The following is a 23,329-nucleotide window of genomic DNA, read 5'->3' as shown; positions in this document are numbered from 1 at the left end:
CTTGGGTATCGACAGCACCATTTTCCTCGCTGCGTGCGCGGGCCTTGTCACCCTCACTGTGTCGTGCGGGTCGTCGACGGTGCAATCTGGCCGGGAGCCGGTAAGCCGCACCGACTTACAGCGTCATGATCTGAGCATCCCGGGCCGTGAGGCGCTGCAGACGCGTGTCGATTTTCAGCCGGGAGCCGAAGCCGCCAGGCACAAGCATCCAGGCGAGGAGATCATCTACGTACTCAAGGGCACGTTGGTCTACGACATCGATGGTCAGGGTTCCAAGACGGTCACTGCCGGCGATGTACTGTTCGTTCCCGCCGGGACCTTCCATTCGGTCCGCAACGTCGGCACCGACGAGGGTTCGGAGCTCGCGACCTACGTCGTCGACAAGGACAAACCCCTCGTGGTGTTGGCGAAGTAGGGCACGATATTTCTGGGGTTAGCCCGTGATGGTGTTACCTTTCACGGCAACCGCTTTGGCCCATTCCTGCCGCTCGGACACCGTGTAGACGCGTCCGTTGCGAAAGACGAAGTCCACCTCGGTGCTGTCCGAATTGTCGCTGCTCGCTGTGGACGACGAATCGGTCCCGGTCGAGCATGCCGCGACGGCGCCCGCCCCGAGAGCGACCGTGGCTACGCGCAGCGCCGTCCGGCGGGTGGTCTTGGCACTCAACGACGAGAAATGCGGGGCCCACTCGGACGCGGTGCACATATCCGCACAATACCCAATCTTGACTGAATTTTCAGTTTGTTCTACCGTCGCAGTTATCACCCCCCAGGAGGTAAGCAATGCCCGAGTCGGGATTTGTCGTCGAAACCGCGTTCACACCGCCGAGCTCACCGGCGCGCGTACGCGAGCCACGGCGAGCGGCGCTCCGTGTGGGTCTGGTGCAGCACTGCTGGCTCGCCGATCCGCAGCACCTGCGCGACCAACTCTCCGAAGGCATCCGATTGGCCGCCGACGAGGGTGCAAAGGCCGTGTTCCTGCCGGAGCTGACGCTTTCCCGCTACCCCGCCGATGTACGGGCAGGTGCGAACCCGGGTGCCCGTGCCGAGGACCTGCTGTCGGGGCCCACGTTCTCCTTCGCCGCACAGGCCGCGAAGGAGAACGGCGTGCTGGTACATGCGTCCCTATACGAGCGTGCGGATGACGCTGATGGGCTCGGCTACAACACCGCCATCCTGGTATCCCCCAGCGGTGAGCTCGTCGGGCGCACCCGGAAACTGCACATTCCTGTGACCGCGGGCTATTACGAGGACACGTACTTTCGCGCCGGACCCGCGGATAACCCCTATCCGCTGTATCGCGTGGCCGAGCTTGATGATGCCGCGGTCGGGATGCCCACCTGTTGGGACGAGTGGTTTCCTGAGGTCTCGCGGATGTACTCGCTGGCGGGCGCGGAGATCCTGGTCTATCCGACAGCGATCGGTTCCGAACCGGCCTTTCCGGCCTTTGACACCCAGCCGCTCTGGCAGCACGTGATCGTGGGAAACGGGATTACCGCAGGGACATTCATGATCGTGCCCAACCGTTTTGGCGATGAGGGAAATGTGAACTTCTATGGTTCCTCGTTCATCTCCGATCCGTACGGCCGGGTTCTCGCGCAGGCGCCGCGCGATGCCGCGGCGGTATTGGTGGCAGATCTGGATCTGGAGCAGCGCCAAGATTGGCTGGATCTGTTCCCGTTCAACATGACCCGCCGGCCCGACACCTACGCCCGGCTTATCGCACCTGTCGATACGGCTAATCCGTACGGGTCGCACGCGTCATGACCTGGCTCATGCCGCCGGAAACTGCCCGGCAGGAACGTATCTGGATGGCATTTCCGTCGCAGGGGGCGACCGTCTTCGAGAACGCGGAATCCACGCACGAGGCGCGTACCGCATGGGCCGCGGTCGCGCACGCCATCCTCGACTTCGAGCCGGTCTCGATGATCGTCGACCCGGCCGATCGCCCGGCGGCGCGCACATATCTATCACGGGAGATCGAGGTATTCGAGGCGCCGCTCGATGATGCCTGGATGAGAGACATTGGACCCACCTTCGTGCGCGGGGCAGACGGTGGCCTGGGTGCGGTGGACTGGGTGTTCAACGGATGGGGTGCCCGTGACTGGGCGCGCTGGGACGAAGACGCACACATCGGTGGGCTTGTAGGTCGGCTCGCCGGGGCGGAGATTGTCTCCTCTCCCTTGGTCAATGAGGGCGGAGGTATCCAGGTTGATGGTGAGGGCACGGTACTGGTCACCGAGACGGTGCAGCTTGATCCCGCCCGTAACCCGGGGCTGGACAAGCCCGCAGTGGAAGCGGAGCTGGCACGCACGATCGGCGCGCGGCATGTGATCTGGCTGCCGCGCGGCCTGACTCGTGACGCGCAGCGGTTCGGCACGAATGGCCACGTCGACATTGTGGTCGCCATCCCGTCGCCGGGACGGCTGCTGATTCACACACAGAACAACGCCACACACCCGGACCATGAGCTCACCAAGGAGATCATCGAGCTACTGGCGCAGAGTCACGATGCCCGGGGAAAACCTTGGGAGATAACGCAAGTCCCGGCGCCGGGCGTGCTGCGCGACAGCGAGGGCTGGGTGGACTACAGCTACATCAACCATCTCGTGGTCAATGACGCCGTGATCGCTTGCCGGTTCGGTGACCCGGCCGACGACACCGCCAAAGCCATTCTCGCCGAGGAGTATCCGGGGCGCGCCGTGGTGACCGTCGACGCACGTGAGATCTTCGCGCGGGGCGGCGGTATCCACTGCATCACCCAGCAAGAGCCAGCCCTGTCCTGATGGCAACACGATGCGGGATCGCGGCCATTCCCTAGCATGTAGCGAGCTGTCGAGACGGAAGGGAGGTGTCGGGTGACCAGCCGACAGGAAGCGATTCTGCAGGCCAGTGCCGCCGCCATCGCCGAGAACGGTGTCCGGGGCCTGCGTGTCAGCGATGTAGCACGGGTGGCCGGGGTTTCGTCGGGTCTGCTCTACTACCACTTCAGGGACCGTGATGGACTGCTCGCGGCGGCCCTCACCTACATCAACGATCAGGCACGCGCGTACCGGCAGGCCGCCAGCGGTTCCGGGGTATCACGGGGCCAGCTTATTGAGCATATTCTCGGGGAGATTCAGGATTCCGCCGCAGTAGTGGAGAACTCGTTGGTGTGGAACGAGTTACGTGCGTCTGCGGTCTACGAGGAACCACTGCGCGAACCCCTTGCGCGAACTTCCGAAGAGTGGACACGTGAAACCGCTGCCGCCATCCGGGCCGCTCAGGACATCGGTGAGGTCTCCGAAACCGTGGACGCGGACAGCATTGCCCTGGTTCTCAATGCGCTCACCGAGGGTTTGGCGTCCCGTTGGCTTTCCCACGAACTGACCGCCGCCGAGGCGCGTGCTCATCTGCGCGCCACTGCCGAGTTGATGCTCCCTGCACATCGCCGTGGCCCCAAGGGTGTTCAGCCAATGCGCGGATGACGCGACAGCACCGCTATCTGGCCGTCGGATTGGAGTAGACGCGGCGGGGCGTGATGAGGACGGCGGCACGACGTTCCTCCGCCATCACGCGGTCGTAGATTTCCCAGTCGTCGTGAGTGCCGCCCGCCGCCTGAAAGATGTTGCGTAACAACAGGCGTAACGCCTCGCTGTCGACGCCGGGATCCGAGTCGTCGGGACCGATGATCTGCGCGGTTCCCTCGACTGTGACCCATTGCCACCCGGCCCGCACGACGATGGTGGCCCGCGGATCGGCCCGCAGATGGTCAAGCTTGCGGGTACCCCCTGCCGCCACCAGCGCGACGATCGGCTCGCCGGTTTGGGGATGCCGCATGACGCCGGCATTAATCACCGAAGACTGGACGCTGCCGTCGCCCCGAACCGTGCTGAGCACACACAGCCCGTGATCGAGCTGAACGAGCTCGGCGAATGCGGAAATGTCTGTCACGACTGAGTCCCTTCCGTGAGCTGCCACGAGCGATCTATCTCACTGTAGGCGGCGGGTTCGCTCACGGGAGTGAGCTGGCCACTCTCACATCGTTGTACGTGACGGTGTGCGCGACATTCGGTACCCGGCGGTGAGTAGCAACAGCCACACCGCCCCGACGACGAGCGCAACGCGAGTGTCGGCGCTAAAGGCCAGCAGGACCATGACGAACACCAAAAACCCGGTTGCGAACACCTGTAGGTACGGCCAGCCCGGCACCGGAAAGGCCGGGGCCGATGGATCACTGACGCTTGGCTGTGCCCGGAATCTGAAGTGGGACAAGAGGATCATCAGCCAGACAAAGATCGTCGCGAAGGTGGCGACGGATGCGATCATGACGAAAACGCGCTCCTCTATCGCATAGTTCAACACCACGCCGACGAGCAAGGCCGCCGTCATGACGACGACGGTCGTCTAGGGGACACCATTTCGCGACACCCGCCTCATGATCGCCGGGGCCTGTCCCCGCTGGGCCATCCCGTAGATCATTCGCCCGGCGGCGAAGATATCGCTGTTGATGGCAGACAGTGCGGCCGTCACCACCACGATGTTCAACACGGTCGCGGCCGATGTGAGCCCCAGACGTTCAAAGATCTGGACGAAGGGGCTGCTGTTCGCATCAATGGATCGCCAGGGATTCAACGACATGATGACGGCGAGCGTCAGGACGTAGAAAAGCATGATGCGCACCGGGACTGTATTGATGGCCCGGGGAATCGTGCGCGCAGGGTCTTTTGCCTCGCCCGCGGTGATTCCGATGATCTCGGTGCCGCCGAACGCGAACATCACGATCATGAAGCTGCCTACGAAACCAGCCAGCCCGTTGGGAAAGAACCCCCCGTCATTCCATAGATTGGCGACACTGTGCTGAGCGCCGGGATCGGAAGATGTCCCCCACAGCAGGATCGCGATACCGCCGCCGATCATCGCCACGATAGCCAGGACCTTCACCAGGCTGAGCCAGAATTCGACTTCCCCGAACACCTTGACGCTGAGCAGATTTACCGCGCCGATGAAGAAGATGATCGACAGAACCCAGATCCAGCGCGGCACGTCCGGGAACCAGAAGCCCATGTACACGCCGAACGCGGTGACGTCGGCCAGACAGACGACGATCATCTCCAGGGCGTACGTCCAGCCGGTGAGAAAGCCTGCCAGCGGGCCCATGTATTGAGTTGCATACTCGCCGAACGATCCCGCGACCGGGCTGCGCACGGCCATCTCCCCCAGGGACCGCAACACGATATAGATGACGGCCCCGCCCAGCAGATAAGCCAGAAGAACCGACGGGCCCGCTTGCCTGATCGCTTCGGCTGACCCATAGAACAGCCCTGTACCGATGGCCGAACCCAATGCGATGAAGCGGATATGGCGAGCGGAGAGCCCTCGCTTGAGCGTCTCCGACGTGCTGTTCACAGGGCGAACTCCTATCGCGTGGCCACATTCAGGGTTATGAGATAACCGGGAAGTTAGCTGAGTTTAGGTGCTCTGCCGGTGAACATGCCCGTCGGAGCTGCCAGACGCGATCACGTGAATCCCCCGTTGACCAGAATTTAGCTTGGCTGATCGCTAACCGGCACGATGCCCGGCGTTAGGTGAGGATCACGTGCCAGGCGCGTTCAGCGAGAAGATGGCAGACCTGGTGCCGCCGCTAGAAGCAGGCGCATCGCTACCGCAGCCAACTAGCGAAGCGATGACCGCCATGGAGCTGAGCCTGTCTTGTGCGGCGCATGATGAGGCGAATATCCTGTGGGCAATTGGCTAAACACCACAGGTACGGCCCGCATGGCCGGTGCCTCCGAGGGGTGTCGGACGGTGAGGTTGTGGTCACGGCATGTCTGATGAACTTATGGAGACGGCGGCCGACGCCAGCTTGGAGCAGGCGTTGGCGGGCGGGGCACCGCAACACGTCGGCTGGTTTCGCTTCTATTTTGCCGACGAGCGATGGGAGTGGTCCGTCGAGGTTGCGCAGATGCATGGTTATGGACCCGAAGAAGTCACCCCGACCACGGAAATCGTTCTTTCCCATAAACACCCTGACGACTTTCGTCAGGTCGCCGCAACGCTCGATGAGATCCGCCGTACGGCACAGCCCTTCAGCACTCGTCATCGCATCATCGATTTGCAGCAGCAAGCTCACCACGTCGTAGTGATTGGCGACCGGCTCTATGACGGCGACGGCACCGTGGTCGGAACCCACGGGTTCTATGTAGACGTCACCCCGTCGGCCCAACAGGACCGTGAGGATTCGCTGACCGCCGCCGTCGTGGAGATTGCGGAGAGCCGCGGGATCATCGAGCAGGCAAAAGGCATGCTGATGCTGATCTACCGGCTCAACGCCGACACAGCATTTGAGTTGCTGAAATGGCGGTCACAAGAGAGCAACGTGAAACTGCGCGCGCTTGCCCAACAGATCGTCGCAGACTTCCAAAATTTGGATTTCGGAAGAAGCTTGCCCTCGCGTTCGGAGTACGACCGACTGCTTCTGACCACTCACCAACGAATTCCTCGGTAAGGGTTTGACACCAAGTCATTCCGGGAAACCTTTCCGCAAGGGATCTGAAGGAAGGACAACGCCGTGGCTGCGTACGCGACCCGCGAAACGCTGGTATCCGAGCGCGCTCACTCGGTGTGCCAGACAGGTATTACGGGAGCCTGCGATAGCTAGTTGCCACGGATATGAACGCCCCGATGTACAGCGACCCGGCACGAAGATTCCGGGATAGACGGAGCGTCCAGAAAGCGGTGAGGTTCAGCCTCACGGTCGTGATACTTGCCGCCATCACCCTCGTCGCTACCGTGATGTGGATCGGACGGTGCTCGATCAGTCTGGATGTGAACACGGCGCTGTGCAGCCGAGAAGGAACACCCCTGATCGCGCTGGCCTCGCCGACTGTCCTCTTGATAGGTGGGATTGTTGCCTTCATTCAGACTTACCGCGTCTGGAGGCGCCGGGAGAGCTGGTGGGTCTGGCAGGGCGCCGGTTGGTTTCTGCTGGTGCTCATGGTGGTGAACCTCATGCTGACTGGACGGATGATGACGACCTGACTCTGCTTGCCGGTTTGATCGACGGGATCGCGGGTAAAGCTGAAATGAGTACCGTTACCCCTCTTGTCAATAGGAGATCCCGTGCAAGAAGCAGCTGACGACCCTGTGGACCACGCCCGCACCTTTCGCCCCCATGCTGGTGAGACCTTGACGGACAGGGCGTCGTGGCCGGGATTGGCGTTCATGGCACTTGGCATCACCGCGGTGGTGCTGGGCCTCACCGCTGCCGGCTATCGGTTGTACGGATGGACATCGGTAGCAGGCGCATCGGCATTGGTGTTCTTCTTCGTCGGGTGGCTCTGGCTCCACATCGAACGCAAGCGGATTCGCGGGATGGAAAGCCGTTGGCACCAGGAATATTCGGAACCTCACCACGATTGAGCTAGCTACTCGTACGCTTCTGACACATCTCGTCGGATTTGGCCTCTGCCCTGGCCTTGTCGACCTCAGCATTCCCCCTGCGCTGCACCACGCTCCTGTTTAAGGGCCGCGATGCAGGGTAACGCGGCGATCGATGAGCAAGACGAGCACGGCGATGCGTAACAGTGCCAGGAAGCTCAACGGGATTGCCGACGGGTTCGCTGATATCGCCGATGCATTGGCGCGCATGAACCCGGAGTTGGCGTCCAACCTAGGCCGGGACCGTGTGGATCTGCTCGATGCGGTAGGGCTCGAAGCGCATGAGAGCACGGAATCCGGATGACCTCGAGTCTCCGATCCCATGGAGGGGCGGGCTCGTACGTCGGCGTCGCCGCGCGAAAATACTCATTCGTTATCGTCCACTCGCGCAATCGATGATTGAGTCCACGGTGCACCGGGTAGACCACATCCATCATGAACGAACAGGCTCTGCTCGTAACCCGCGTCGCATCCATCGGCGACATGCATGTCGGAGAGGACCCCGGAATGTACGTCGGCTTGCGCAATTCTCGGGTGATTGTGACGCGGACCTACGAATTAGGTTGTTGCACTGGCTGCTTACTCCATGCGGTCGAGCAGTACCGGCCCTTGCGCAGAGCGATTGAGGCGAACCATGGTGAACGGCGATCAGCAATGAATTCCCTTGGCCCGGCATACGATGACGGCGGCAGACGTATACTCGCGTTACCCAGTTTTCAACGGCGACACGCAGAGCTCGGCGTGGATGCCTATCGGCCGCAGGCAAGAATTGGTTGTGCATCGATGATCCGGGTAATCACGAACGCAGAAATCTTGGGAGAGACATGACCGAGACTCACACCGCACAATCCGGCAGTCATCCGGACGACCGATCACTCACGCTCCAAACAGCCGCGCGGCTGGACAATCTGGCGATGCTACGTACGGTCGTAGCGGCGGCCGCAGCACTTGACGACGCGGATATGGATACCGTGGCCGACCTCAAACTCGCCACGGATGAGGCGTGCACTCGACTCATCAGAGCATCGGTGCCCGAAGCCACACTCACTATCCGATTGGATTTTCATTCGAACCGCCTCGGCATCGTGGTGTTCACGAACTGTCTGCCTGGGGAGGTCTTTCCGCCTGACAGCTTCAGCTGGCACGTCCTCAACTCATTGGTAGACCACGTCGAAACTTTCGAAGGGGCCGACCCGGCGGCCGGTACGGGCCGGATCGTCGGCGTCACCATGACCACGGGGCGGGACGCCACTGCTGCGGTCCATGTGGCGCATGGATAGTGCCGCGCCTTACCTACCGCTCTCGGCTACAGCGCCAACTTCCTCCATACCTCGGGTATCGAATCGCTCACCGGAAAAGTGCTGCTGTCGCCACTGATGTCGAGTAGCTTCCGCACGGCGCGACCTGGAATCACGGACCATTCGATCCCCTGCATCGCACAATGGCGACGTATTTCGTCCAGGGCCACCAAGCCGTCGGTTCCGAAGAAGCGCAGTCCTTCTAGATCGAGCACCAACGTCCGGTGCCCATCTAGGTAGCGTGTTGCATACTCCGTGAGATGGCCGGCGTTGACCGCGTCAATCTCGCCGGTAACACTCACGAGGACTGCAGATGGACGGTGCCAATGAGCCGTGAACCGTGCCGTGTCGTCCGTTGACGAAAACAGTGAAACGACACCGGTTTTGGTTCGAGTCGAGAAACGTGATGCATTCTGGTCAATGACAGACATATGACTCCATCGATCGAAGCGTGCATTCTTTCGGATTGGAGACACCAGGCCAGCTCGCCCGATATAGGGGCCCAACACTGCACTGGTATCTACAGATCCTGCGCGGCTGTGGACTCAACCTGTTGAAGACGTTACGCCGACTCGCGTTCGTGCACAATGTTTCTAACGAGCAGGGTCGTTCAACGCAAACATCGGCGAGCGGCGCTGTCAGGTACTCGCGCTATCAAGCTAATTTTGATGATCGTGACGCTGACAGAGTTGGCGCCCCGGCGAAGTACCAGTCAAGTGGCGACTACTGCAGTTGGTCCCTGAGGTATCGCAGTGTGTCGCCGAGAATCCGTGACACATGCATCTGGGACACGCCGATCTGCTCAGCTATTTGACTCTGCGTCATACCCTTGAAGAACCGAAGTTCTAGGACGATGCGCTCGCGAGAGGCCAACCCAGCCAACAACGGTCGTACTGCCTCACGATTTGTGACGTGTTCCAGCGCCGGGTCGTCGTCACCGAGCAAGTCGGCCAGGTGCTTGGATTCGTCGTCTCCGTGCCCCACGGGTGCCTCGATTGACTGGGGCCGATAAGCGTCCGCCGCAACCAGGCTCTCCACGACTTCTTCACGGCTGATGCCCAATTCGGTTGCCAACTCAGTAGCCGTGGGTGCCCGCTGTAAGGTCTGCGTCAATTCCGCAGTGGCCCTGGATATCTGGGCGTGTCTATCCTTTATCGAGCGCGGCACGTGCATTGACCACCCGTGGTCCCGGAAATGCCGACGCACCTCCCCCATCATGGTGGGAACAGCGAAACCTAAAAAGCTCGAACCCTTCTGAGGATCGAAGCGGTTAACCGCATTGAGCAGTCCAACGCGCGCCACCTGGACAAGATCTTCCAGATCCTCACCACGGCGATCGAAATGGCGCGCGACGTTGTCGGCCAAATGGAGGCACCTGGTCACGATCTGCTCGCGGCCGCGGTGGTATGCGGTGCTGTCAGGCGGCAGACCGCGGAGGGCCAGAAACATGTCAGGAACGTCCGAGTAGTCGTCGGCCGTGCCGCTTTGTTTGGATCTAGCCTCCGTGTGCCCGGTCTCCGGAGCATCCACAGGGCATTCCATTTATGAACCCTCTCAACGCTGTCGACGAAACAGCTCGTTCGACTTGTCCGACCGCATCCGCGCCGGCGAGCCGTGCCTGCATTCGATGGCGGATCACTTGCCGTTCCTGTGCCGGCGGGACCCTGTCCTCCTATGCCAACCATGTGCGCGCCACATCTACTTCTTCCACACTAAGCGGATATTGCGATGGGCACCACCCGATGTCCGCGAGAAAGTAGAGGTTTGATCTTTAGGCCTGCGGGTAATACACACTCGAATGGCTATCCACTGACTCGCGAAAGCGATCGCCGACAATGCTCGACTTCGCCCTCGGCGCTGCGAGTCGCGTCTTATCCGGGTACTTATGCACCGCAATGTGATTCGACACTGCCGGCGGCAAGCACCTGTTCGGCGGGCGGCACGGAATGTCGTCGCGTCAGGTTTTCACGCTTCGTGGCCCGGATGGAGATGGGTGGCATCGCGGGACGACACGTATCCGGAAATTTCCGATGTCTGAGACACCGCGACCGGCACCAATACGTGCCCTATGTGGTCGCCAAGCTTGACGCGCGTGGCGATCTCACCGACAAACCAGGCCGAGGCATCCTGCAGTATCGGGGCACCATGCGGACCAGTGCGCCAGGAACACTCTGCGAATTTGTCGACACAGTCGCCGGTCTCCTCCCCAAAGAGGCGCACTAACTCGCCTTTCGCCCGGGGGATCACATGCACTGCCAGATGGCTTGCCCCATGTGAGACACGCCAGGTGTGATTCTGTTCGGATAGCCCTACGAGAAACAACGGTGGGTCGATGCTGAACTGACTGGCAAAACCGACGAGACATCCGGAGAGGCCGTCGGCTCCCTGCACCGTCACCACATACATCGGTTGGTCCAGCTGGCTCATGAGGCCGGCGAAATCTGCTGGCACGTCCGACTTCGACGAAGCTGCTGCGCTTACCATTCCTCATACGCTAGGCGGCATGTCCGACCCAGCTGGCGGAATGCCCGATTGTTCGCATGCCCGTCCGCGTTGAGGGCATGCATGAACTCGTACTGCCGACGCGAGCCGCTGCGCGCCTGCCTGAGGCGGCCGCCGGGCAGTGTGAAATTCACGCCGGTGCGCAGCAGGTTCACCGGGATTCGCAGCATTGGGTACCACGGAGGCATATAGGCGGGCAGCCCGAGTCTGCGCATCTGCGCACGCCCGATGTACGTCGTGGTGATCGAAATATGTTGTGCCCATGCGATTCGGCGGCGGATAGCTTCGAAGTTCGAGTAACGCCAATGCAACGGATCATTGACCATCGGCACCGCCATCGCTCGGCTGGTCTTCATCGCATCACGGAAACTCACGGGTAGGTATTTGTTCCCCGACACCGAGAATGGTTGCCGCCATATCGGTTTGGTTGACCGGTGTCCCCAATCCTCGGCCTTCCATTCGGGTAGTGCTTCGACATGCCGTTATCGGCAATGGTGCTGAGTGCCCACTGCATGGTTTCGGCGAAGTGCTGGGCGCGCCCGCTCTCCCTGCTCTGTCCCGTCATGGTCAGAAGAAGCGTCCGGTTGATACTGGCCGGTTGATAACGTCGCGTCGACGTGACCTTGCAGCGGCTACTTGCCGGTGCGCTCGCGGTGCTTACACCCGGGCCAGCAGCAGGGCCGGCGCTTGCCCTCCTCGAGCTCCTCTTGGGTCCGCCGAATACGGCGTTCCCGAGTGGCCTCCTGCTTCGCGTCTTCTACCCAGCAGATGAACTCGTTGCGCCCCAATGGCGTGATGTCCTGCCACAGGGCTAGGGCCGTGGGGTTCTCGATCAGTGCCGTGCGCAGATCGGCAGGCACCGTATGCACTACTCCCCCGGCGACCTTGACGTGAGTCACGGCGTCGGACTGCTCGGCGCAGGACCGTCTGGCGCAGGACCGGTCGGTTCATAGCCGGGCGGCGGAGGGCCCGTCAACGACGTGTACCCCGGTGGTAGTGGCGGTCCCGACGGCGCCGGTGCATAGGGGTCGCGTATCCGCCCCGGGTTGGAGGATTCAGGGGCATTCGTCGAGATGTAACCCGGCGGCAGCTGCGGCGCGGGTCCCGCCCCTGCCGGGCGCCCTGCCACACCTTCAGGAGTGTCCAGCGGTCCGTCTTTGGCCTGATGGTAGAGGTCGCGGATGGTGCCCAGCGGACCTCCGGACCCCGAGCCGTACGAGGGATTTGCGACCTCAGGAACCGACGGCTGCGCGGGCGGCGGGGGCGGTGGACCGACAGGTGCGGTGGCCGCGGCTGCCGCATCTGGAGCCGCCGGCCCGGGCAGGGGCCCCGGGGTCACAGGATCCGCTCCGGCGGGAATCGACAGGGATAGCGCGGCACCAGCGATGATCACGCCAGCGACGAACAGCTTGGCTGCGTCCATCGAGCCATCGTCGCATAGACGATCGGCAGTCGCAGGTCACTGTCGGTGTAACGCGGTGACGAAGCTGCCCCGGATAGACATCCCACCACGGTAAAGTCCCACGTCGTCGTCACCTGGGTCGACGCCAACAGACCTCTCACGGAATCGGTTCCCTGACATGATCAGCAGACGTGGATTATCCAAGGTGGCGCTTGCCGCAGCGGTCGGCGCAACGACCCTCGGGGCATGCTCGAACGGGGCCAGTATCGACACGACTCGGCCACGCACACAGTTCCCGCCACTCAAACAGATCGACGCGGGACTGCTCAACGTCGGATACGTCGATGAAGGGCCGGCCGACGGACAGCCCGTCATCCTGCTGCACGGCTGGCCCTATGACATTCACAGCTATCTCGATGTGGTGCCGCTGCTGACCGCCACGGGATTTCGGGTTCTGGTGCCGTATCTGCGGGGGTATGGCAGCACCCGGTTCAGGTCCACCGATACTTTCCGCAACGGTCAACAAGCAGCGCTCGCCACCGACGTCATCGACTTCATGGACGCGCTGAAGATTCCATCGGCCATCCTCGGGGGATTCGACTGGGGCGCACGTAACGCCGATATTGTGGCTGCGATCTGGCCGGAGCGGGTGAAAGCGCTGGTGGCGGTCAGCGGTTACATCATCGTCAATCTGGAAGCCAACCAGCAACCGTTGTCTCCGCAGGCGGAACTGGGCTGGTGGTATCAGTACTACTTCTCCACCGATCGCGGCGTGCGGGGCTACCGGCAGAACACCCGCGATTTCAACGAGCTCATCTGGCACAACGCCTCTCCGGCGTGGCACTTCGACGACACCACCTATGACCGCTCGGCCAGGGCCTTCGACAACCCCGACCATGTCGACATCGTGATTCACAACTACCGGTGGCGGCTTGGGCTGGCCAAGGGCGAGCCGCGCTATGACGCTATTGAAGCCAGACTGGCGGCCAAGCCGGCCATCGGTGTACCAGCCATCACGATCGGCAGCGATTTCGACGGGCCGGCCAAGGACGGGTCCGGCTATCGGAAGATGTTCACCGGTAAGTACGCCCACCGGACACTCGATGGAATCGGGCACAACGTCCCGCAAGAAGCTCCCAAGGATTTCGCCACGGCGATCATGGACGCGAACGCCCTTTAGGTCGGCGCCTCGAGTGCCCGCCTAGAATCGGAGAGGAACAGGCGAACAGGTAGGGAATGAACTCACTCGGAATGTCGATCGGGGCTACACAGCTGGTCGCCACCGACGGCAACCCTGACGGTGTCCCCGTCGTGCGGACCTCGATGCTCACGCTCCATGAGGACCGGCCCTCGGAGGTCGGTATCCCGAAGGAACCCGGCCTGGGCCTCACCGGATTCGTCGATCGAATCGGTGACCCCGTCGGAATCGTCGGAGCCGACGGGTCCGTGCACAGTGCCGATTGGGTCATGGCCGAAGCCATCCGGGTCATGATCGCCGACGCGGCGGTGGTCGCGAACGTCGACGCTCCGCCGGCACTCGCGGCCGCCGTGCCGGCCCATTGGGGCGCACACTCCATTGCCGCATTGCGCGCCGCCCTTGACAAGGTGCCAGCCCTGGCGCCCGGCGGCACCCCGATGAAGCTGGTGCCCGACGCACGCGCCGCACTGGAGAGCGCGCGTGATCGGCTCCCCGCGCATGGTGTCGTCATTGTCTGCGATTTCGGCGGAACCGGCACCAGCATCACGCTCGCCGACGCCGCAGGCAATTTCGGGCCCATCGGCGAGACCGTTCGTCATCACGACTTCTCCGGGCAACGCATCGACCAGGAGCTCTTGACGCAGGTTCTTGCCGGCCTCAGCCAAGATCCCGATGGAACGGCATCCTTGGGCGCGCTGACACGCCTCCGTGATCGCTGCCGTGCGGCCAAGGAACATCTTTCAGCCGACACCACGACCACGGTCCCGGTAGAGCTGCCCGGCCTCACCGCCGATGTACGGCTCACACGCAGTGAGTTGGAAGACCGGATCCGGGAGCCACTTGCCGCGCTGATCACCAAGGTTCAAGAAACCTTGGAACGCAACAACATTCCTCCCGCCAGCGTCACTGCCGTCCTCACCGTCGGCGGTGGCTCGGCCATCCCTCTTGTCACCCAACAGCTTTCCGAGCGACTGCGATGCCCGATCGTCGCGGCGCCGCAGCCTCAGCTCGCCGCCGCGTTCGGGGCTGCGGTCATGGCAGGGCAACCAGAGGAAACGCCGTCGCTCGATGCAACGATGATGCGCCCTGTGCCCGTGGGTGAGGAGACCGCCAAGAGCCCCGCGTCCAAACCCATAGATACCGTCGAATCCGACAGGTTGGCATGGTCAGAGGGCGACACCTCCCCGGAATTGCAGGAGTACCAGGACTACTCGACGCCGGCCACCGACGCCCGGCCGGAGGTGACGTTCAGCCCTGGACCGGGCGACTATCGCGACACCGACCGGATGCGTTGGTTCCAGCGACCGTTCCTCTGGTTCCTTGCCGCGGCGGTGTTCTCCGGGGCCGTATTCACCGCGCTGTTCATCGCCTGGCAGGACCGCGACGACGCTCCGTCACCAAGCAACCGGACATCGACCACGACGACAGTGACAACCACGCCGCACCCCTAGTTCACCGGCTCCGCGGCCACTACGCATCAAGACCCGCCAATCCTCGTGAATCACGTTTTAAGCCAGCCATTCTGAGCCAAACCCGGAATCTTGCCGCGCGCCCCGGTGTGATCTAGAAAGTAAGAGCGGGACGGCGCGGCCGGCCTTCCCTTTCTCCTGTCGGCACTGTTGGATGTCGGGATGGTGTTCCTCGAGGAGCGGGCATGACCGGCGCGAAGCGATTCTGGGTCGCGCTCATGATTGGACTGACGGTCGGCGCCCTGACCGGGGTGTTGTTGCAGCGCTGGCAGGTTGCGCTGCTCGCGGTGGTCATCATGACCGCTGCCGTCAATGTCGTGTGGGCACTCACGGTGTTGTGGCCCATGGATCCCGACCAAACACGTGCCCGCGCGAGCAGCGAGGACATGGACGACGAGCTCGGCGACTTGGCAATGCTGCTGATCCTGGTGGCGAGCTTGTCCGCAATCGGGATACTCCTGATCTCAGCCAACGAGGAGGACAAGGGCACCTACGCGGGACTGTGCATCGGAGCCATCCTGACGGTGTGGGCGATGCTGCACACGATCTACGCCGCTCGATACGCGCGGATCTATTACCAGGGCATCGCCGGCGGTATCGACTTCAACTCCGACGTCCCGCCTCGCTACGTCGACTTCTACTACTTCTCCTTCAATCTCGGCATGACCTACCAAGTCTCCGACACCGCTGTCACCGCGTCTCACATCCGCGACGTGGTGTTGAAGCATTGTCTTTTCAGTTATATCTACGGCACGGTGATCATCGCGTGCACGATCAACCTGGTCATCAATCTCGTCGGCTAGGCCTAGGCGCCGCGTACGCGCTGATACCGTGCGGTGTGAAAATCGCGATTGCCGAATTCTGACTCAATTGCGGTGAGTCGCTTGAAGTAATGTCCGATCGCCAGCTCCTCGGTCATGCCCATGCCACCATGCAGCTGAACTGCCTCCTGCCCCACCAGGCGGGCGGCCCGCGCGATGGTCGCCTTGGCGGCCGACACCGCACGGGTACGGCGCGGACCCTCGAGATTGAGCGAAGCCAAGTAAGAGGCGGCCACCGCTTGCTCGACCTCTATGTGCATGTTCACCATGCGGTGTTGCAACGCTTGAAAATTGGAGATTGCCACGCCGAATTGCTGGCGTTGCTTGGCGTATGCGACCGTGTCAGCCAGGACCTTCCGCAGCATTCCTACCGCCTCGGCCACCGTGGCGGCCGTGGCTTCGTCGAGGGCCGCATCGATCAGCGGCCAGGCCTCGTCCACCTCCGAGATTCGTGCCGAATCCGGTATGCGTAGGCCGGCGATCACCAAGTCGCTGGCGTGATGATCGTCGATTGTGCGGTAGTGATGTGCGGTGATTCCCTGGGGCGGACTCGCAGGGTCGAACGGAACCGCGAACAGCGTCAGACCCGCGGTGTCTGTGACATCGCCAGCGGTACGGGCGGTGATCAACAGATGGCTGGCGATCGGTGCGTCGCTCACCACGATCTTTTCACCGTCGAGCACCCAGTCGTGTCCCTCGCGACGGGCAGTTGTCCGCACGGAGTGAAACGATTGCCCCGAAGTTGGCTCCAGAGCGGCGAATCCCGTCACCACATCGCCGGCCGCAATCCCACCGATCAGGTCCTTGGCCAGGTCGCTGTTCGAGCGCCGGAGCAGGCCGCCGCCGAGCACCACCGTGCCGATGAAGGGCTCTACGACGAGATGCTGTCCGAGCACTTCGGCGATGACCAGTACCTCCTCCGCGCCGCCACCCAGACCGCCACGGTCCTCCGGCAGCGGCGCGGCGAGAATGCCAAGTTCCTCAGCGAAGGACTTCCACACCTGCGGCTGCCAGCCGACGTCCGAGCGCGCCGCACGGCGGCTGGTGTCCAAGGCGTAACGGTTGGACAGGAAATCCGAGACGGAATTCTTCAGGAGCTGTTGTTCGTCGGTGAGGCTGAAGTCCATGGTGATGTTCGCTCTTGTCTGTCAGAGGCCCAGTTGGGCCTTGGCGAGGATGTTGCGTTGAATCTCGTTGGAACCCGCATAGATTGATCCCGCGCGGTCGTTGAAATAGTGCAGTGGCGCCACCGCCTGCCACAGCTCACCGCTGTGGTACCCGTCGGCGGGCGGGGTGTACTCGACCACCGGACCGCCCGGCTTCGTGACATGGGGCTGATACACGCGGCCACGCGGGCCCGCGGCCTCCAGCGTCAGGGTGGTCAACGCCTGGGACAGTTCTGTTCCAAGAATCTTGAGCATCGAGGAGGCCGTGCCCGGATTGCCGCCACCGGCGACGACCGCCAGTACCCGGTGCTCGAGAACCTCCATCACGTCGATACGTATCGCGAGATCGGCGAGCTTGGCGCTGAACACCGGATCGTCTGCCAGGGTGCCATTCTCGGCGGGTACCGACTGGGCGGCCGCGCTCAGCTGGTCCAGGCCCACCTGCAGCATGGGAGCCGCTGCCCCACCGCCGCGCTCGAACTCAAGGAGGTACTTGGCCACAGTCCATCCCTCATCGATCTCACCGAGGACATTCGTCTTGGGGACTCGTACGTTGTCGAAAAACACAACGTTCTGCACCTCCTCGCCCGAGCTCATCACCAGGGGCTTGACCTCGATCCCGGGTGAGGTGAAATCAATCAGGATGAAAGTGATACCGAGCTGTTTCTTCGGGCCCTTGGTGGTGCGGACCAGTGCGAACATCCAATTCGCCTCGCGGGCATGGGTTGTCCAGATCTTGGAGCCGTTGAGGATCAAGTCGTCACCGTCGGAGAGCGCCGACATCTGCAACGACGCCAGGTCCGAGCCGGACTCGGGCTCGCTGTAACCCTGACAAAAGAAGACCTCCCCCGTCAGAATCCGGGGCAGGAAAAAGTCCTTTTGCTCCTGTGTGCCGAACTTGACGATTGCGTGCGCAACCATCCGAATGCCCATGGGCGACAACGCGGGCGCCCCGGCAAGGGTCGATTCGACCGCGAAGATGTAATGCTGCGCCACGGTCCACGGCTGGCCACCGTGCTTCACCGGCCAGGCCGGTGCCGCCCATCCCTTCTCGTGAAGGATGGCCTGCCATTGCAGACTTGCCTCGTGATCGCTGTACACACTCGTTTGTAGGCGTCCGGCCGCGCGCAGATCCTCGGTGAGGTTCTTATCCAGGAACTCCCGGACCTCCGTGCGGAATTGTTCTTCCTCTGCCGAGAAGGCCAGGTCCATGTGCACTCCGTTGTGTCGAGGCTGCGTTGGGGAAGCGATAGATCTCATTAATCTGGATGCAAGTGCATTCAGATTAATGCCCGTTCTGCCCCCAGGCAAATATCGGCTCCTGTAAGACTGGGTGGGTGTCATCCCCAGCCGGCCGCTCATACAGCGGTCTTCCCGCCGACGAACGCCTCGCGCGGCGTCGGCAACAGCTGCTGGAGGCGGGGCTCGACATTCTCGGTGCCCCGGACGGACCCGGCGACCTCACGCTGCGCACCGTCTGCCAACGCTCGGGTTTGGCGCAACGCTATTTCTACGAAAGCTTCGCCGACAAGGACGAATTCGCCACCGCGATCTTTGATTGGGCCGTCGAGGGCCTTACGTCGACCATCGAGGCCGAGGTGGCGGCGGCGCCGCCGCGCCAGCAGGTGAGGGCCGGTATCAGCAGCGTAGTGCGTGTCATCAACGCGGACCGTCGCATCGGGCAGCTGCTCTATAGCCCTAGGCAGGTCAATCCGGTTCTGGTGCGCAAGAGGTTCGAGGCCACGGCGATGTTTGTATCGCTGTTCGCTCAGCATCTGCGCGACTGGTTTCGCCGTGATGATGACGGCAGCCTTCCGGTGCTGGCCCATTTCGTCGTGGGGGGCGTTGGGCAGGCCGTCGCGGCATGGCTGAATCAGGACATCGCGGGCACCGAAGAGACCCTCATCGATCAGTTGGTCGACATGCTGCTGGCCCATGGGCCCGCACGTTCCACGCAACGCTGAAGGCCGGCCGTCGCTGCCACTTACCCCTACCCCGGCCCGGTATCCTGAGGATTAGCTGATATCTCCATGTGAGCTTCCTGATTTCCTTGACCACGATGTAGACAAACCTTCTGAAATTAATATATGCATATATCGCAATGTATTGAAGGGCCGCTCTGGCGGCGAGTTCGATTAGCTGATTTTTGGCAGAGTGGAGAGGTGTGGGCATGAAGATGCTTACGGCAGTGAGTTCGGCAATGGTCGTCGGGGCGATCACCCTGATCGGGTCCCCGGTGGCCGCGGCGGCGCCCGAGCCGCCGCCGGTGTGTTACGCGAACCAGCCGAGCGTCGGCTCGACCGACTTCGATCCGTGTCTTGCCCCGGGCGACATTGAGTACCAGCAGGGCGCGCATCAGCCGACCTACGAGGGCGCCAACCCGTTGACACCAACCGGGGTCAACCCATTCGTGCCGGACGGCACGAACAAGAACAACGCTGGCTAGCGCCCGCCGCGACGCGCGCGAAACACCTGACCGACACGCGGAAAAGCTCTTGAGAACACCATGCCGGGCAGCCAAGGATATGGGTGTGAATTACGGTGAGGTGCTCGAGAAGTTGGTCGCGTGGGCGACCGAGGTGGATGCTGTCCGGGCGGTCATTGTCACTGGGTCCGCGGCCGACGGGGACGTTCACCCCCTGTCGGACCGGGACATCGAGCTCTACGCATCCGACCCGGATGACCTGGCAGACGAGGATTCGTGGTGGGCATCGCTGGGCGAAGTTCTTGTGGTCGAGCGTATGGAGGACGAGGACTCCGGGTATCAGACCCGGCTGGTCTACTACGCCGGAGGCAAGCTTGACTTCACCCTGATTCCCGCCGAGGATCTCGCCGAGATGGAGCACGATCGGCCCTTCCAGGTATTGGTCGACAAAGACGGTCAGGCACCTGACCCGGACGCGGTGGGCACGCCCGACGGTGAGCTGCCCGCCGAAGAGGAGTTTGAGGAGAGCGTGCACTGGGGCTACGCCGCAGCGCTGATGTGCGCGAAAGCCGTGGTACGCGAGGAGCTCTGGTCGGCGAAACTACGCGACCAGGATCTCAAGGAAGAGCTGCTGCGCATCATTGAGTGGGACCACCGTGTTCGGTATGGAACCGGGCATGACACGCGCTATCTGGGTACCCGCATGAACAGCTGGATGGACGCTGAGGTCCGCGTCGAAGTCGAGGGCTGTTGGGCACATTTCGATGCCGACGACACCGTCAACGCACTGCGGCGCACGGTCGACCTATTCGCGCGGTTGTCGGCGCGTACGGGCACCGCCCTCGGTTTCGAACCGTTCCGGCACGAACGGCTGCGACGCGAGATCGAGCAGATCCTGTCGCTGCGCGCCTAGAAAGGCTCCTAACACCAGCACCCGCCGAGCACGGTGTTGGCATCGGTCTCTATGAACTGCTGTCCGATGATGGCTCCCGTGCGCGGATCGAAATCTACGAGCGTGCTGAGGGGGTCATGGCGCAACCACACCGTCAGCGTCAAAGGTCTTTGTGCGCGGGCCGTTTCGTACGATACGAACTCGACACCACCGGGCTTGCCGAGCGCCAGCGCATCGGTCACTGCCTGCCGGATGCGGTATGCAGAAATCTCTTCTACCCGAAATGGCGTCCGCGCCCAGGCATACCCGGTTTGACGACCGAAGTTTCGGAATTCTCCGCGCCGCTGATCGAGCTGATCGAGCTGTTGGGTGTCCCCGACTTGAGCCTCTATCGAAATGTGCGCCGGATAGATCATCACCCGGAACAATCTCCGCCCGGGCAGCTCGCGCTGCATGGCGGACAACTCCCCGTCCAGCCGCGGCGCGCCGTACAGCGGATCTCTCTCGTCAATCAGTGCCCCGACCAGTGGCAATCTGCCCCAGTCCACTGGTGCGACGGCTGCCACGCCAGCGGCCGTGAACACTAGGAGTGCAACGCCAGCGATCACGACGCGCCGCCGGAGAGCGCCCGGCTGTCTCTCACTCATGCCTGACATTGTCCACCGGAACACACTCCTCCCCCTCGACGACGGATGACGCGCTCGAAGCTCGGAGCCTACGCCCTGCATGATGGACGTCATGGAGTCGTCCCGCGTCGATCGGTGGCTGTGGGCGGTCCGACTGACGAAGACCCGGCCGGACGCCGCGGCGGCATGTCGCGGTGGACATGTGCGCATCAACGATCGACCGGTGAAGCCGTCGACGGCGGTAGCCCCCGGTGACGAAGTACGCGTATTGGTGGGCGACACGACCCGAATCGTCAAGGTGGTGAGGGTGATCCAGAAGCGGGTTGGTGCCGCCGACGCCGTGACTTGCTACCTCGACCGAACACCTGCCCGGCCTGAGGTTCCACAGGTTCAGGTGGCGGCGCGCGACCGCGGTGCGGGCCGGCCGACTAAACGGGACCGGCGGATGCTGGATAAGTGGCGTACTGGCCGGGAATGAGCCGTCAGTAGACGTCGCGCACGTACCGATGGCTCCTGATGAGGTCATTGACGTACGCGTGCGCTGCTGCGGTGTCCATGCCGCCGCAGCGGGCGACGATCTCGTGCAACGCCGCGTCGACGTCCTTGGCCATGTTCTCGACATCGCCGCACACATACAGGTACGCACCGTCCTGTAGCCAGGCGAACAGCTCCGCCTCGCTCTCCAGCATGCGGTGCTGGACATACTGTTTCGGTTCACCGTCGGCGCCATCTCGCGAAAAGGCGAGGTCGAGTCGGGTCAATACGCCCGAATCCACGAAACCCTGAAGCTCCTCGCCGTAGAGGAAACTGGTAGCACGGCGCCGGTCTCCGAAGAACAGCCACGAACGCCCGTGCGCGCCCGCGGCCTGGCGCTCCTGGAGGAAGCCGCGGAACGGCGCGATCCCGGTCCCCGGCCCGATCATGATGATCGGCACGTCGGCGGCCGGCAGCCGGAAGGTGTGATTGGGTCGCAGATGCACCCGCATCGTCTGCCCGCGGTCGGCCAGAAATGTCGACGCCACACCGCCATAGATGCGATCGGCATCGGCGTATCGAATGGTCGCCACGGTCAGGTGCACGGTGTCGGGGTGCAGGGCTGGGCTCGATGCGATGGAGTAGTCACGGAACTGAAGCGGGCGCAGATTGTCGACCAGCTCGTCAACGGTCAACTCCCCCAACCTGATCAGATCCAGAACATCTTTTCCGTACAGCCAGGAACCCGGCGCCGGAGTGACGTCGCCACCGAGTGCGGCGACCGCGTCCATGTTGTCCGTTCGGGTGGCGACCAAGGCGCGAAGAGTCCGTGAGGGGGTGCGGATTTCGAGATGATCGGACAGTAGTTCGGCGAGCGGCTCATCGTGGCCGGCGACCCGATGATCGGCACCGACACCCAACTCGGCGAGTATCGCCGCGACGAGCGAGGGATCGTTGGTGGCGTGCACGGCAATCGAATCGCCTGCCTCATAGGAGATTCCGGAGTCGGTGAGGTCCAGTTCGTAGTGACGTACCTCCTTATCGGATTCGCTGCTGGTGAGCAGCCGGTTGACAAGCAGTCGCGCCTCGACAGGCTCGTTGCGGTCGCGCTTGGGTGGTACGGGCGCCTCCGTCACCACGGGCGTTGCGGTGGTACTGAGGTGGCCGGCCGCCAGACGCTTGACGAGATCGGTGGTCCACTCCTTCGACTGCTGGAGATAGGGCCCGTCGATATCGACGCGTTCGGTCAGCCGGGCCGCGCCCAGAGCCTCCAGGCGTTGGTCCAGGAGTAGACCCGCGTTGCAGAAGAATTCGTAGCTGCTGTCACCGAGCGCGAGCACCGAGAAAGTCAGATGTTCCAGCCGATCGGCCGCCTCGGCGCTGATCGCCTCCCAGAACAGCAGCGCGTTATCGGGAAATTCACCGTCGCCGAATGTCGACACCACAGCCACGAAATGCGATGCGGATTGCAGATCTGCGACATCGACCTGGTTGAGTTCGATCGCCTCGGACTTGATGCCGGTGGCCTCTTCCAGGGCCTCGGAGAACGACATGGCAGCGTCCTCGGCATTGCCCATATCGGTGCCGTAGCCGACGATCAACGAGAAGTCCGGCTGGGCGGTCACAACACTCCCTCG

General features: G+C 62.7%; 26 protein-coding genes and 3 pseudogenes. 16 read left to right on the top strand and 13 right to left on the bottom strand.

All coding sequences use genetic code 11. The features are described 5' to 3' along the window. The first annotated feature begins 1 nt into the window (after position 1). A complete protein-coding gene (locus B4394_RS22155) occupies positions 2 to 415 on the top strand; it encodes a cupin domain-containing protein (RefSeq protein WP_078316287.1) in 414 nt (137 codons plus the stop codon). 24 nt (positions 416 to 439) lie between these two features. Here the strand turns inward: B4394_RS22155 and B4394_RS22150 are convergent. Then, positions 440 to 706 (bottom strand): annotated as a pseudogene (locus B4394_RS22150) (amidohydrolase); the annotation flags it as partial. Between the two features lie 77 nt (positions 707 to 783). Here B4394_RS22150 and B4394_RS22145 point away from each other — a divergent pair. From B4394_RS22145 to B4394_RS22135, 3 genes are all read left to right on the top strand, one after another. Continuing rightward, the gene (locus B4394_RS22145; RefSeq protein ID WP_078316285.1) at positions 784 to 1,767 is read left to right on the top strand and encodes a nitrilase-related carbon-nitrogen hydrolase; all 984 of its coding nucleotides are present in this window, start codon (positions 784 to 786) and stop codon (positions 1,765 to 1,767) included. Next, positions 1,764 to 2,786, top strand: a complete 1,023-nt coding sequence (locus tag B4394_RS22140; protein ID WP_078316284.1) for an agmatine deiminase family protein — start codon at positions 1,764 to 1,766, stop codon at positions 2,784 to 2,786. The genes B4394_RS22145 and B4394_RS22140 overlap by 4 nt, the downstream gene beginning before the upstream one ends. Positions 2,787 to 2,858: 72 nt before the next feature. Continuing rightward, positions 2,859 to 3,467, top strand: coding sequence for a TetR/AcrR family transcriptional regulator (locus B4394_RS22135; RefSeq protein WP_078316283.1), 609 nt, complete (start codon positions 2,859 to 2,861; stop codon positions 3,465 to 3,467). A 13-nt stretch (positions 3,468 to 3,480) separates the two neighbouring features. On the opposite strand, the gene B4394_RS22130 is transcribed toward B4394_RS22135, so the two are convergent. Together B4394_RS22130 and B4394_RS22125 are read right to left on the bottom strand one after the other, a co-directional pair. After that, on the bottom strand, positions 3,481 to 3,933 hold the full coding sequence (locus B4394_RS22130) for a TIGR03618 family F420-dependent PPOX class oxidoreductase (protein WP_078312954.1): 453 nt from the start codon (positions 3,931 to 3,933) through the stop codon (positions 3,481 to 3,483). Between the two features lie 84 nt (positions 3,934 to 4,017). Beyond that, a pseudogene (locus B4394_RS22125) lies at positions 4,018 to 5,388 on the bottom strand (amino acid permease). A gap of 418 nt (positions 5,389 to 5,806) precedes the next feature. On the opposite strand from B4394_RS22125, the gene B4394_RS22120 reads away from it, so the two are divergent. The 5 genes and pseudogenes from B4394_RS22120 to B4394_RS22100 all read left to right on the top strand — a co-directional run bounded on the left by B4394_RS22120 (position 5,807) and on the right by B4394_RS22100 (position 8,699). Beyond that, positions 5,807 to 6,487 carry a PAS and ANTAR domain-containing protein gene (locus B4394_RS22120; protein ID WP_078316282.1) on the top strand — a complete coding sequence of 227 codons (681 nt, stop codon included), beginning with the start codon at positions 5,807 to 5,809 and terminating at the stop codon, positions 6,485 to 6,487. 164 nt (positions 6,488 to 6,651) lie between these two features. Continuing rightward, positions 6,652 to 7,020 (top strand): hypothetical protein, encoded by a 369-nt coding sequence (locus tag B4394_RS22115; protein WP_078316281.1) that lies wholly within the window; start codon positions 6,652 to 6,654, stop codon positions 7,018 to 7,020. Positions 7,021 to 7,101: 81 nt separating this feature from the next. Continuing rightward, on the top strand, positions 7,102 to 7,401 hold the full coding sequence (locus B4394_RS22110; protein WP_078312958.1) for a hypothetical protein: 300 nt from the start codon (positions 7,102 to 7,104) through the stop codon (positions 7,399 to 7,401). A gap of 169 nt (positions 7,402 to 7,570) precedes the next feature. Then, positions 7,571 to 7,723: pseudogene (locus B4394_RS22105) on the top strand (low affinity iron permease family protein); the annotation flags it as partial. A 520-nt stretch (positions 7,724 to 8,243) separates the two neighbouring features. Then, a complete protein-coding gene (locus B4394_RS22100; RefSeq protein WP_078316279.1) occupies positions 8,244 to 8,699 on the top strand; it encodes an ATP-binding protein in 456 nt (151 codons plus the stop codon). A 26-nt stretch (positions 8,700 to 8,725) separates the two neighbouring features. Here the strand turns inward: B4394_RS22100 and B4394_RS22095 are convergent, their stop codons facing one another. The 6 genes from B4394_RS22095 to B4394_RS22070 all read right to left on the bottom strand — a co-directional run bounded on the left by B4394_RS22095 (position 8,726) and on the right by B4394_RS22070 (position 12,642). Next, positions 8,726 to 9,148, bottom strand: coding sequence for an STAS domain-containing protein (locus B4394_RS22095; protein WP_078312961.1), 423 nt, complete (start codon positions 9,146 to 9,148; stop codon positions 8,726 to 8,728). Positions 9,149 to 9,440: 292 nt separating this feature from the next. Then, positions 9,441 to 10,259 (bottom strand): SigB/SigF/SigG family RNA polymerase sigma factor, encoded by an 819-nt coding sequence (locus tag B4394_RS22090; protein ID WP_078316278.1) that lies wholly within the window; start codon positions 10,257 to 10,259, stop codon positions 9,441 to 9,443. 423 nt (positions 10,260 to 10,682) lie between these two features. After that, positions 10,683 to 11,201, bottom strand: coding sequence for a flavin reductase family protein (locus B4394_RS22085; RefSeq protein ID WP_286142281.1), 519 nt, complete (start codon positions 11,199 to 11,201; stop codon positions 10,683 to 10,685). Next, complete coding sequence (locus B4394_RS22080; protein ID WP_139360374.1) at positions 11,195 to 11,575, bottom strand: hypothetical protein; 381 nt, start codon at positions 11,573 to 11,575, stop codon at positions 11,195 to 11,197. The genes B4394_RS22085 and B4394_RS22080 overlap by 7 nt, the downstream gene beginning before the upstream one ends. Before the next feature lie 276 nt (positions 11,576 to 11,851). Continuing rightward, positions 11,852 to 12,079, bottom strand: coding sequence for a YdeI/OmpD-associated family protein (locus B4394_RS22075; protein ID WP_170915083.1), 228 nt, complete (start codon positions 12,077 to 12,079; stop codon positions 11,852 to 11,854). A gap of 35 nt (positions 12,080 to 12,114) precedes the next feature. Further along, positions 12,115 to 12,642 (bottom strand): hypothetical protein, encoded by a 528-nt coding sequence (locus B4394_RS22070; RefSeq protein ID WP_078312966.1) that lies wholly within the window; start codon positions 12,640 to 12,642, stop codon positions 12,115 to 12,117. Between the two features lie 157 nt (positions 12,643 to 12,799). Between B4394_RS22070 and B4394_RS22065 the strand changes: the two genes are divergently transcribed. The 3 genes from B4394_RS22065 (at position 12,800) to B4394_RS22055 (ending at position 16,091) form a co-directional block, all read left to right on the top strand. Next, positions 12,800 to 13,801 carry an alpha/beta fold hydrolase gene (locus B4394_RS22065; RefSeq protein ID WP_078312967.1) on the top strand — a complete coding sequence of 334 codons (1,002 nt, stop codon included), beginning with the start codon at positions 12,800 to 12,802 and terminating at the stop codon, positions 13,799 to 13,801. A 56-nt stretch (positions 13,802 to 13,857) separates the two neighbouring features. Next, a complete protein-coding gene (locus B4394_RS22060; RefSeq protein ID WP_078316274.1) occupies positions 13,858 to 15,270 on the top strand; it encodes an Hsp70 family protein in 1,413 nt (470 codons plus the stop codon). 203 nt (positions 15,271 to 15,473) lie between these two features. Beyond that, positions 15,474 to 16,091: a DUF1345 domain-containing protein gene (locus B4394_RS22055; protein WP_078312969.1), complete on the top strand. Its 618-nt coding sequence runs from the start codon at positions 15,474 to 15,476 to the stop codon at positions 16,089 to 16,091. A 2-nt stretch (positions 16,092 to 16,093) separates the two neighbouring features. On the opposite strand, the gene B4394_RS22050 is transcribed toward B4394_RS22055, so the two are convergent. Further along, positions 16,094 to 17,236: an acyl-CoA dehydrogenase family protein gene (locus B4394_RS22050; protein ID WP_078312970.1), complete on the bottom strand. Its 1,143-nt coding sequence runs from the start codon at positions 17,234 to 17,236 to the stop codon at positions 16,094 to 16,096. 21 nt (positions 17,237 to 17,257) lie between these two features. Further along, on the bottom strand, positions 17,258 to 18,487 hold the full coding sequence (locus tag B4394_RS22045) for an acyl-CoA dehydrogenase family protein (RefSeq protein ID WP_078316273.1): 1,230 nt from the start codon (positions 18,485 to 18,487) through the stop codon (positions 17,258 to 17,260). A gap of 125 nt (positions 18,488 to 18,612) precedes the next feature. Between B4394_RS22045 and B4394_RS22040 the strand changes: the two genes are divergently transcribed. The 3 genes from B4394_RS22040 to B4394_RS22030 all read left to right on the top strand — a co-directional run bounded on the left by B4394_RS22040 (position 18,613) and on the right by B4394_RS22030 (position 20,613). Beyond that, positions 18,613 to 19,239, top strand: a complete 627-nt coding sequence (locus B4394_RS22040; protein WP_139360373.1) for a TetR/AcrR family transcriptional regulator — start codon at positions 18,613 to 18,615, stop codon at positions 19,237 to 19,239. Between the two features lie 212 nt (positions 19,240 to 19,451). Next, positions 19,452 to 19,721, top strand: a complete 270-nt coding sequence (locus B4394_RS22035; RefSeq protein ID WP_078312998.1) for a hypothetical protein — start codon at positions 19,452 to 19,454, stop codon at positions 19,719 to 19,721. An 85-nt stretch (positions 19,722 to 19,806) separates the two neighbouring features. Further along, a complete protein-coding gene (locus B4394_RS22030) occupies positions 19,807 to 20,613 on the top strand; it encodes an aminoglycoside 6-adenylyltransferase (RefSeq protein ID WP_139360372.1) in 807 nt (268 codons plus the stop codon). A gap of 8 nt (positions 20,614 to 20,621) precedes the next feature. On the opposite strand, the gene B4394_RS22025 is transcribed toward B4394_RS22030, so the two are convergent. Further along, entirely contained in the window at positions 20,622 to 21,239 is a 618-nt protein-coding gene (locus B4394_RS22025) for a hypothetical protein (protein ID WP_139360371.1), read from the bottom strand. Positions 21,240 to 21,330: 91 nt separating this feature from the next. On the opposite strand from B4394_RS22025, the gene B4394_RS22020 reads away from it, so the two are divergent. Beyond that, on the top strand, positions 21,331 to 21,696 hold the full coding sequence (locus tag B4394_RS22020) for an RNA-binding S4 domain-containing protein (protein ID WP_078312999.1): 366 nt from the start codon (positions 21,331 to 21,333) through the stop codon (positions 21,694 to 21,696). A gap of 4 nt (positions 21,697 to 21,700) precedes the next feature. Here the strand turns inward: B4394_RS22020 and B4394_RS22015 are convergent, their stop codons facing one another. Then, positions 21,701 to 23,317, bottom strand: a complete 1,617-nt coding sequence (locus B4394_RS22015; protein WP_078316271.1) for a diflavin oxidoreductase — start codon at positions 23,315 to 23,317, stop codon at positions 21,701 to 21,703. Between the last annotated feature and the right edge of the window lie 12 nt (positions 23,318 to 23,329).

Source organism: Mycobacterium sp. D16Q16, from assembly GCF_002013745.1.
Classification (GTDB): Bacteria; Actinomycetota; Actinomycetes; order Mycobacteriales; family Mycobacteriaceae; genus Mycobacterium.
This window is presented reverse-complemented; position numbering and strand designations above follow the sequence as displayed.

What these genes read in the sequence shown, in the direction of transcription:
- B4394_RS22145 (WP_078316285.1), top strand. Translation starts at nt 784, where the DNA reads ATGCCCGAGTCGGGATTTGTCGTCGAAACCGCGTTCACACCGCCGAGC.
- B4394_RS22140 (WP_078316284.1), top strand. Translation starts at nt 1,764, where the DNA reads ATGACCTGGCTCATGCCGCCGGAAACTGCCCGGCAGGAACGTATCTGG.
- B4394_RS22120 (WP_078316282.1), top strand. Translation starts at nt 5,807, where the DNA reads ATGTCTGATGAACTTATGGAGACGGCGGCCGACGCCAGCTTGGAGCAG.
- B4394_RS22115 (WP_078316281.1), top strand. Translation starts at nt 6,652, where the DNA reads ATGAACGCCCCGATGTACAGCGACCCGGCACGAAGATTCCGGGATAGA.
- B4394_RS22100 (WP_078316279.1), top strand. Translation starts at nt 8,244, where the DNA reads ATGACCGAGACTCACACCGCACAATCCGGCAGTCATCCGGACGACCGA.
- B4394_RS22095 (WP_078312961.1), bottom strand. Translation starts at nt 9,148, where the DNA reads ATGTCTGTCATTGACCAGAATGCATCACGTTTCTCGACTCGAACCAAA.
- B4394_RS22090 (WP_078316278.1), bottom strand. Translation starts at nt 10,259, where the DNA reads ATGGAATGCCCTGTGGATGCTCCGGAGACCGGGCACACGGAGGCTAGA.
- B4394_RS22085 (WP_286142281.1), bottom strand. Translation starts at nt 11,201, where the DNA reads ATGGTAAGCGCAGCAGCTTCGTCGAAGTCGGACGTGCCAGCAGATTTC.
- B4394_RS22080 (WP_139360374.1), bottom strand. Translation starts at nt 11,575, where the DNA reads ATGAAGACCAGCCGAGCGATGGCGGTGCCGATGGTCAATGATCCGTTG.
- B4394_RS22070 (WP_078312966.1), bottom strand. Translation starts at nt 12,642, where the DNA reads ATGGACGCAGCCAAGCTGTTCGTCGCTGGCGTGATCATCGCTGGTGCC.
- B4394_RS22065 (WP_078312967.1), top strand. Translation starts at nt 12,800, where the DNA reads ATGATCAGCAGACGTGGATTATCCAAGGTGGCGCTTGCCGCAGCGGTC.
- B4394_RS22060 (WP_078316274.1), top strand. Translation starts at nt 13,858, where the DNA reads ATGAACTCACTCGGAATGTCGATCGGGGCTACACAGCTGGTCGCCACC.
- B4394_RS22055 (WP_078312969.1), top strand. Translation starts at nt 15,474, where the DNA reads ATGACCGGCGCGAAGCGATTCTGGGTCGCGCTCATGATTGGACTGACG.
- B4394_RS22050 (WP_078312970.1), bottom strand. Translation starts at nt 17,236, where the DNA reads ATGGACTTCAGCCTCACCGACGAACAACAGCTCCTGAAGAATTCCGTC.
- B4394_RS22045 (WP_078316273.1), bottom strand. Translation starts at nt 18,487, where the DNA reads ATGGACCTGGCCTTCTCGGCAGAGGAAGAACAATTCCGCACGGAGGTC.
- B4394_RS22035 (WP_078312998.1), top strand. Translation starts at nt 19,452, where the DNA reads ATGCTTACGGCAGTGAGTTCGGCAATGGTCGTCGGGGCGATCACCCTG.
- B4394_RS22025 (WP_139360371.1), bottom strand. Translation starts at nt 21,239, where the DNA reads ATGAGTGAGAGACAGCCGGGCGCTCTCCGGCGGCGCGTCGTGATCGCT.
- B4394_RS22020 (WP_078312999.1), top strand. Translation starts at nt 21,331, where the DNA reads ATGGAGTCGTCCCGCGTCGATCGGTGGCTGTGGGCGGTCCGACTGACG.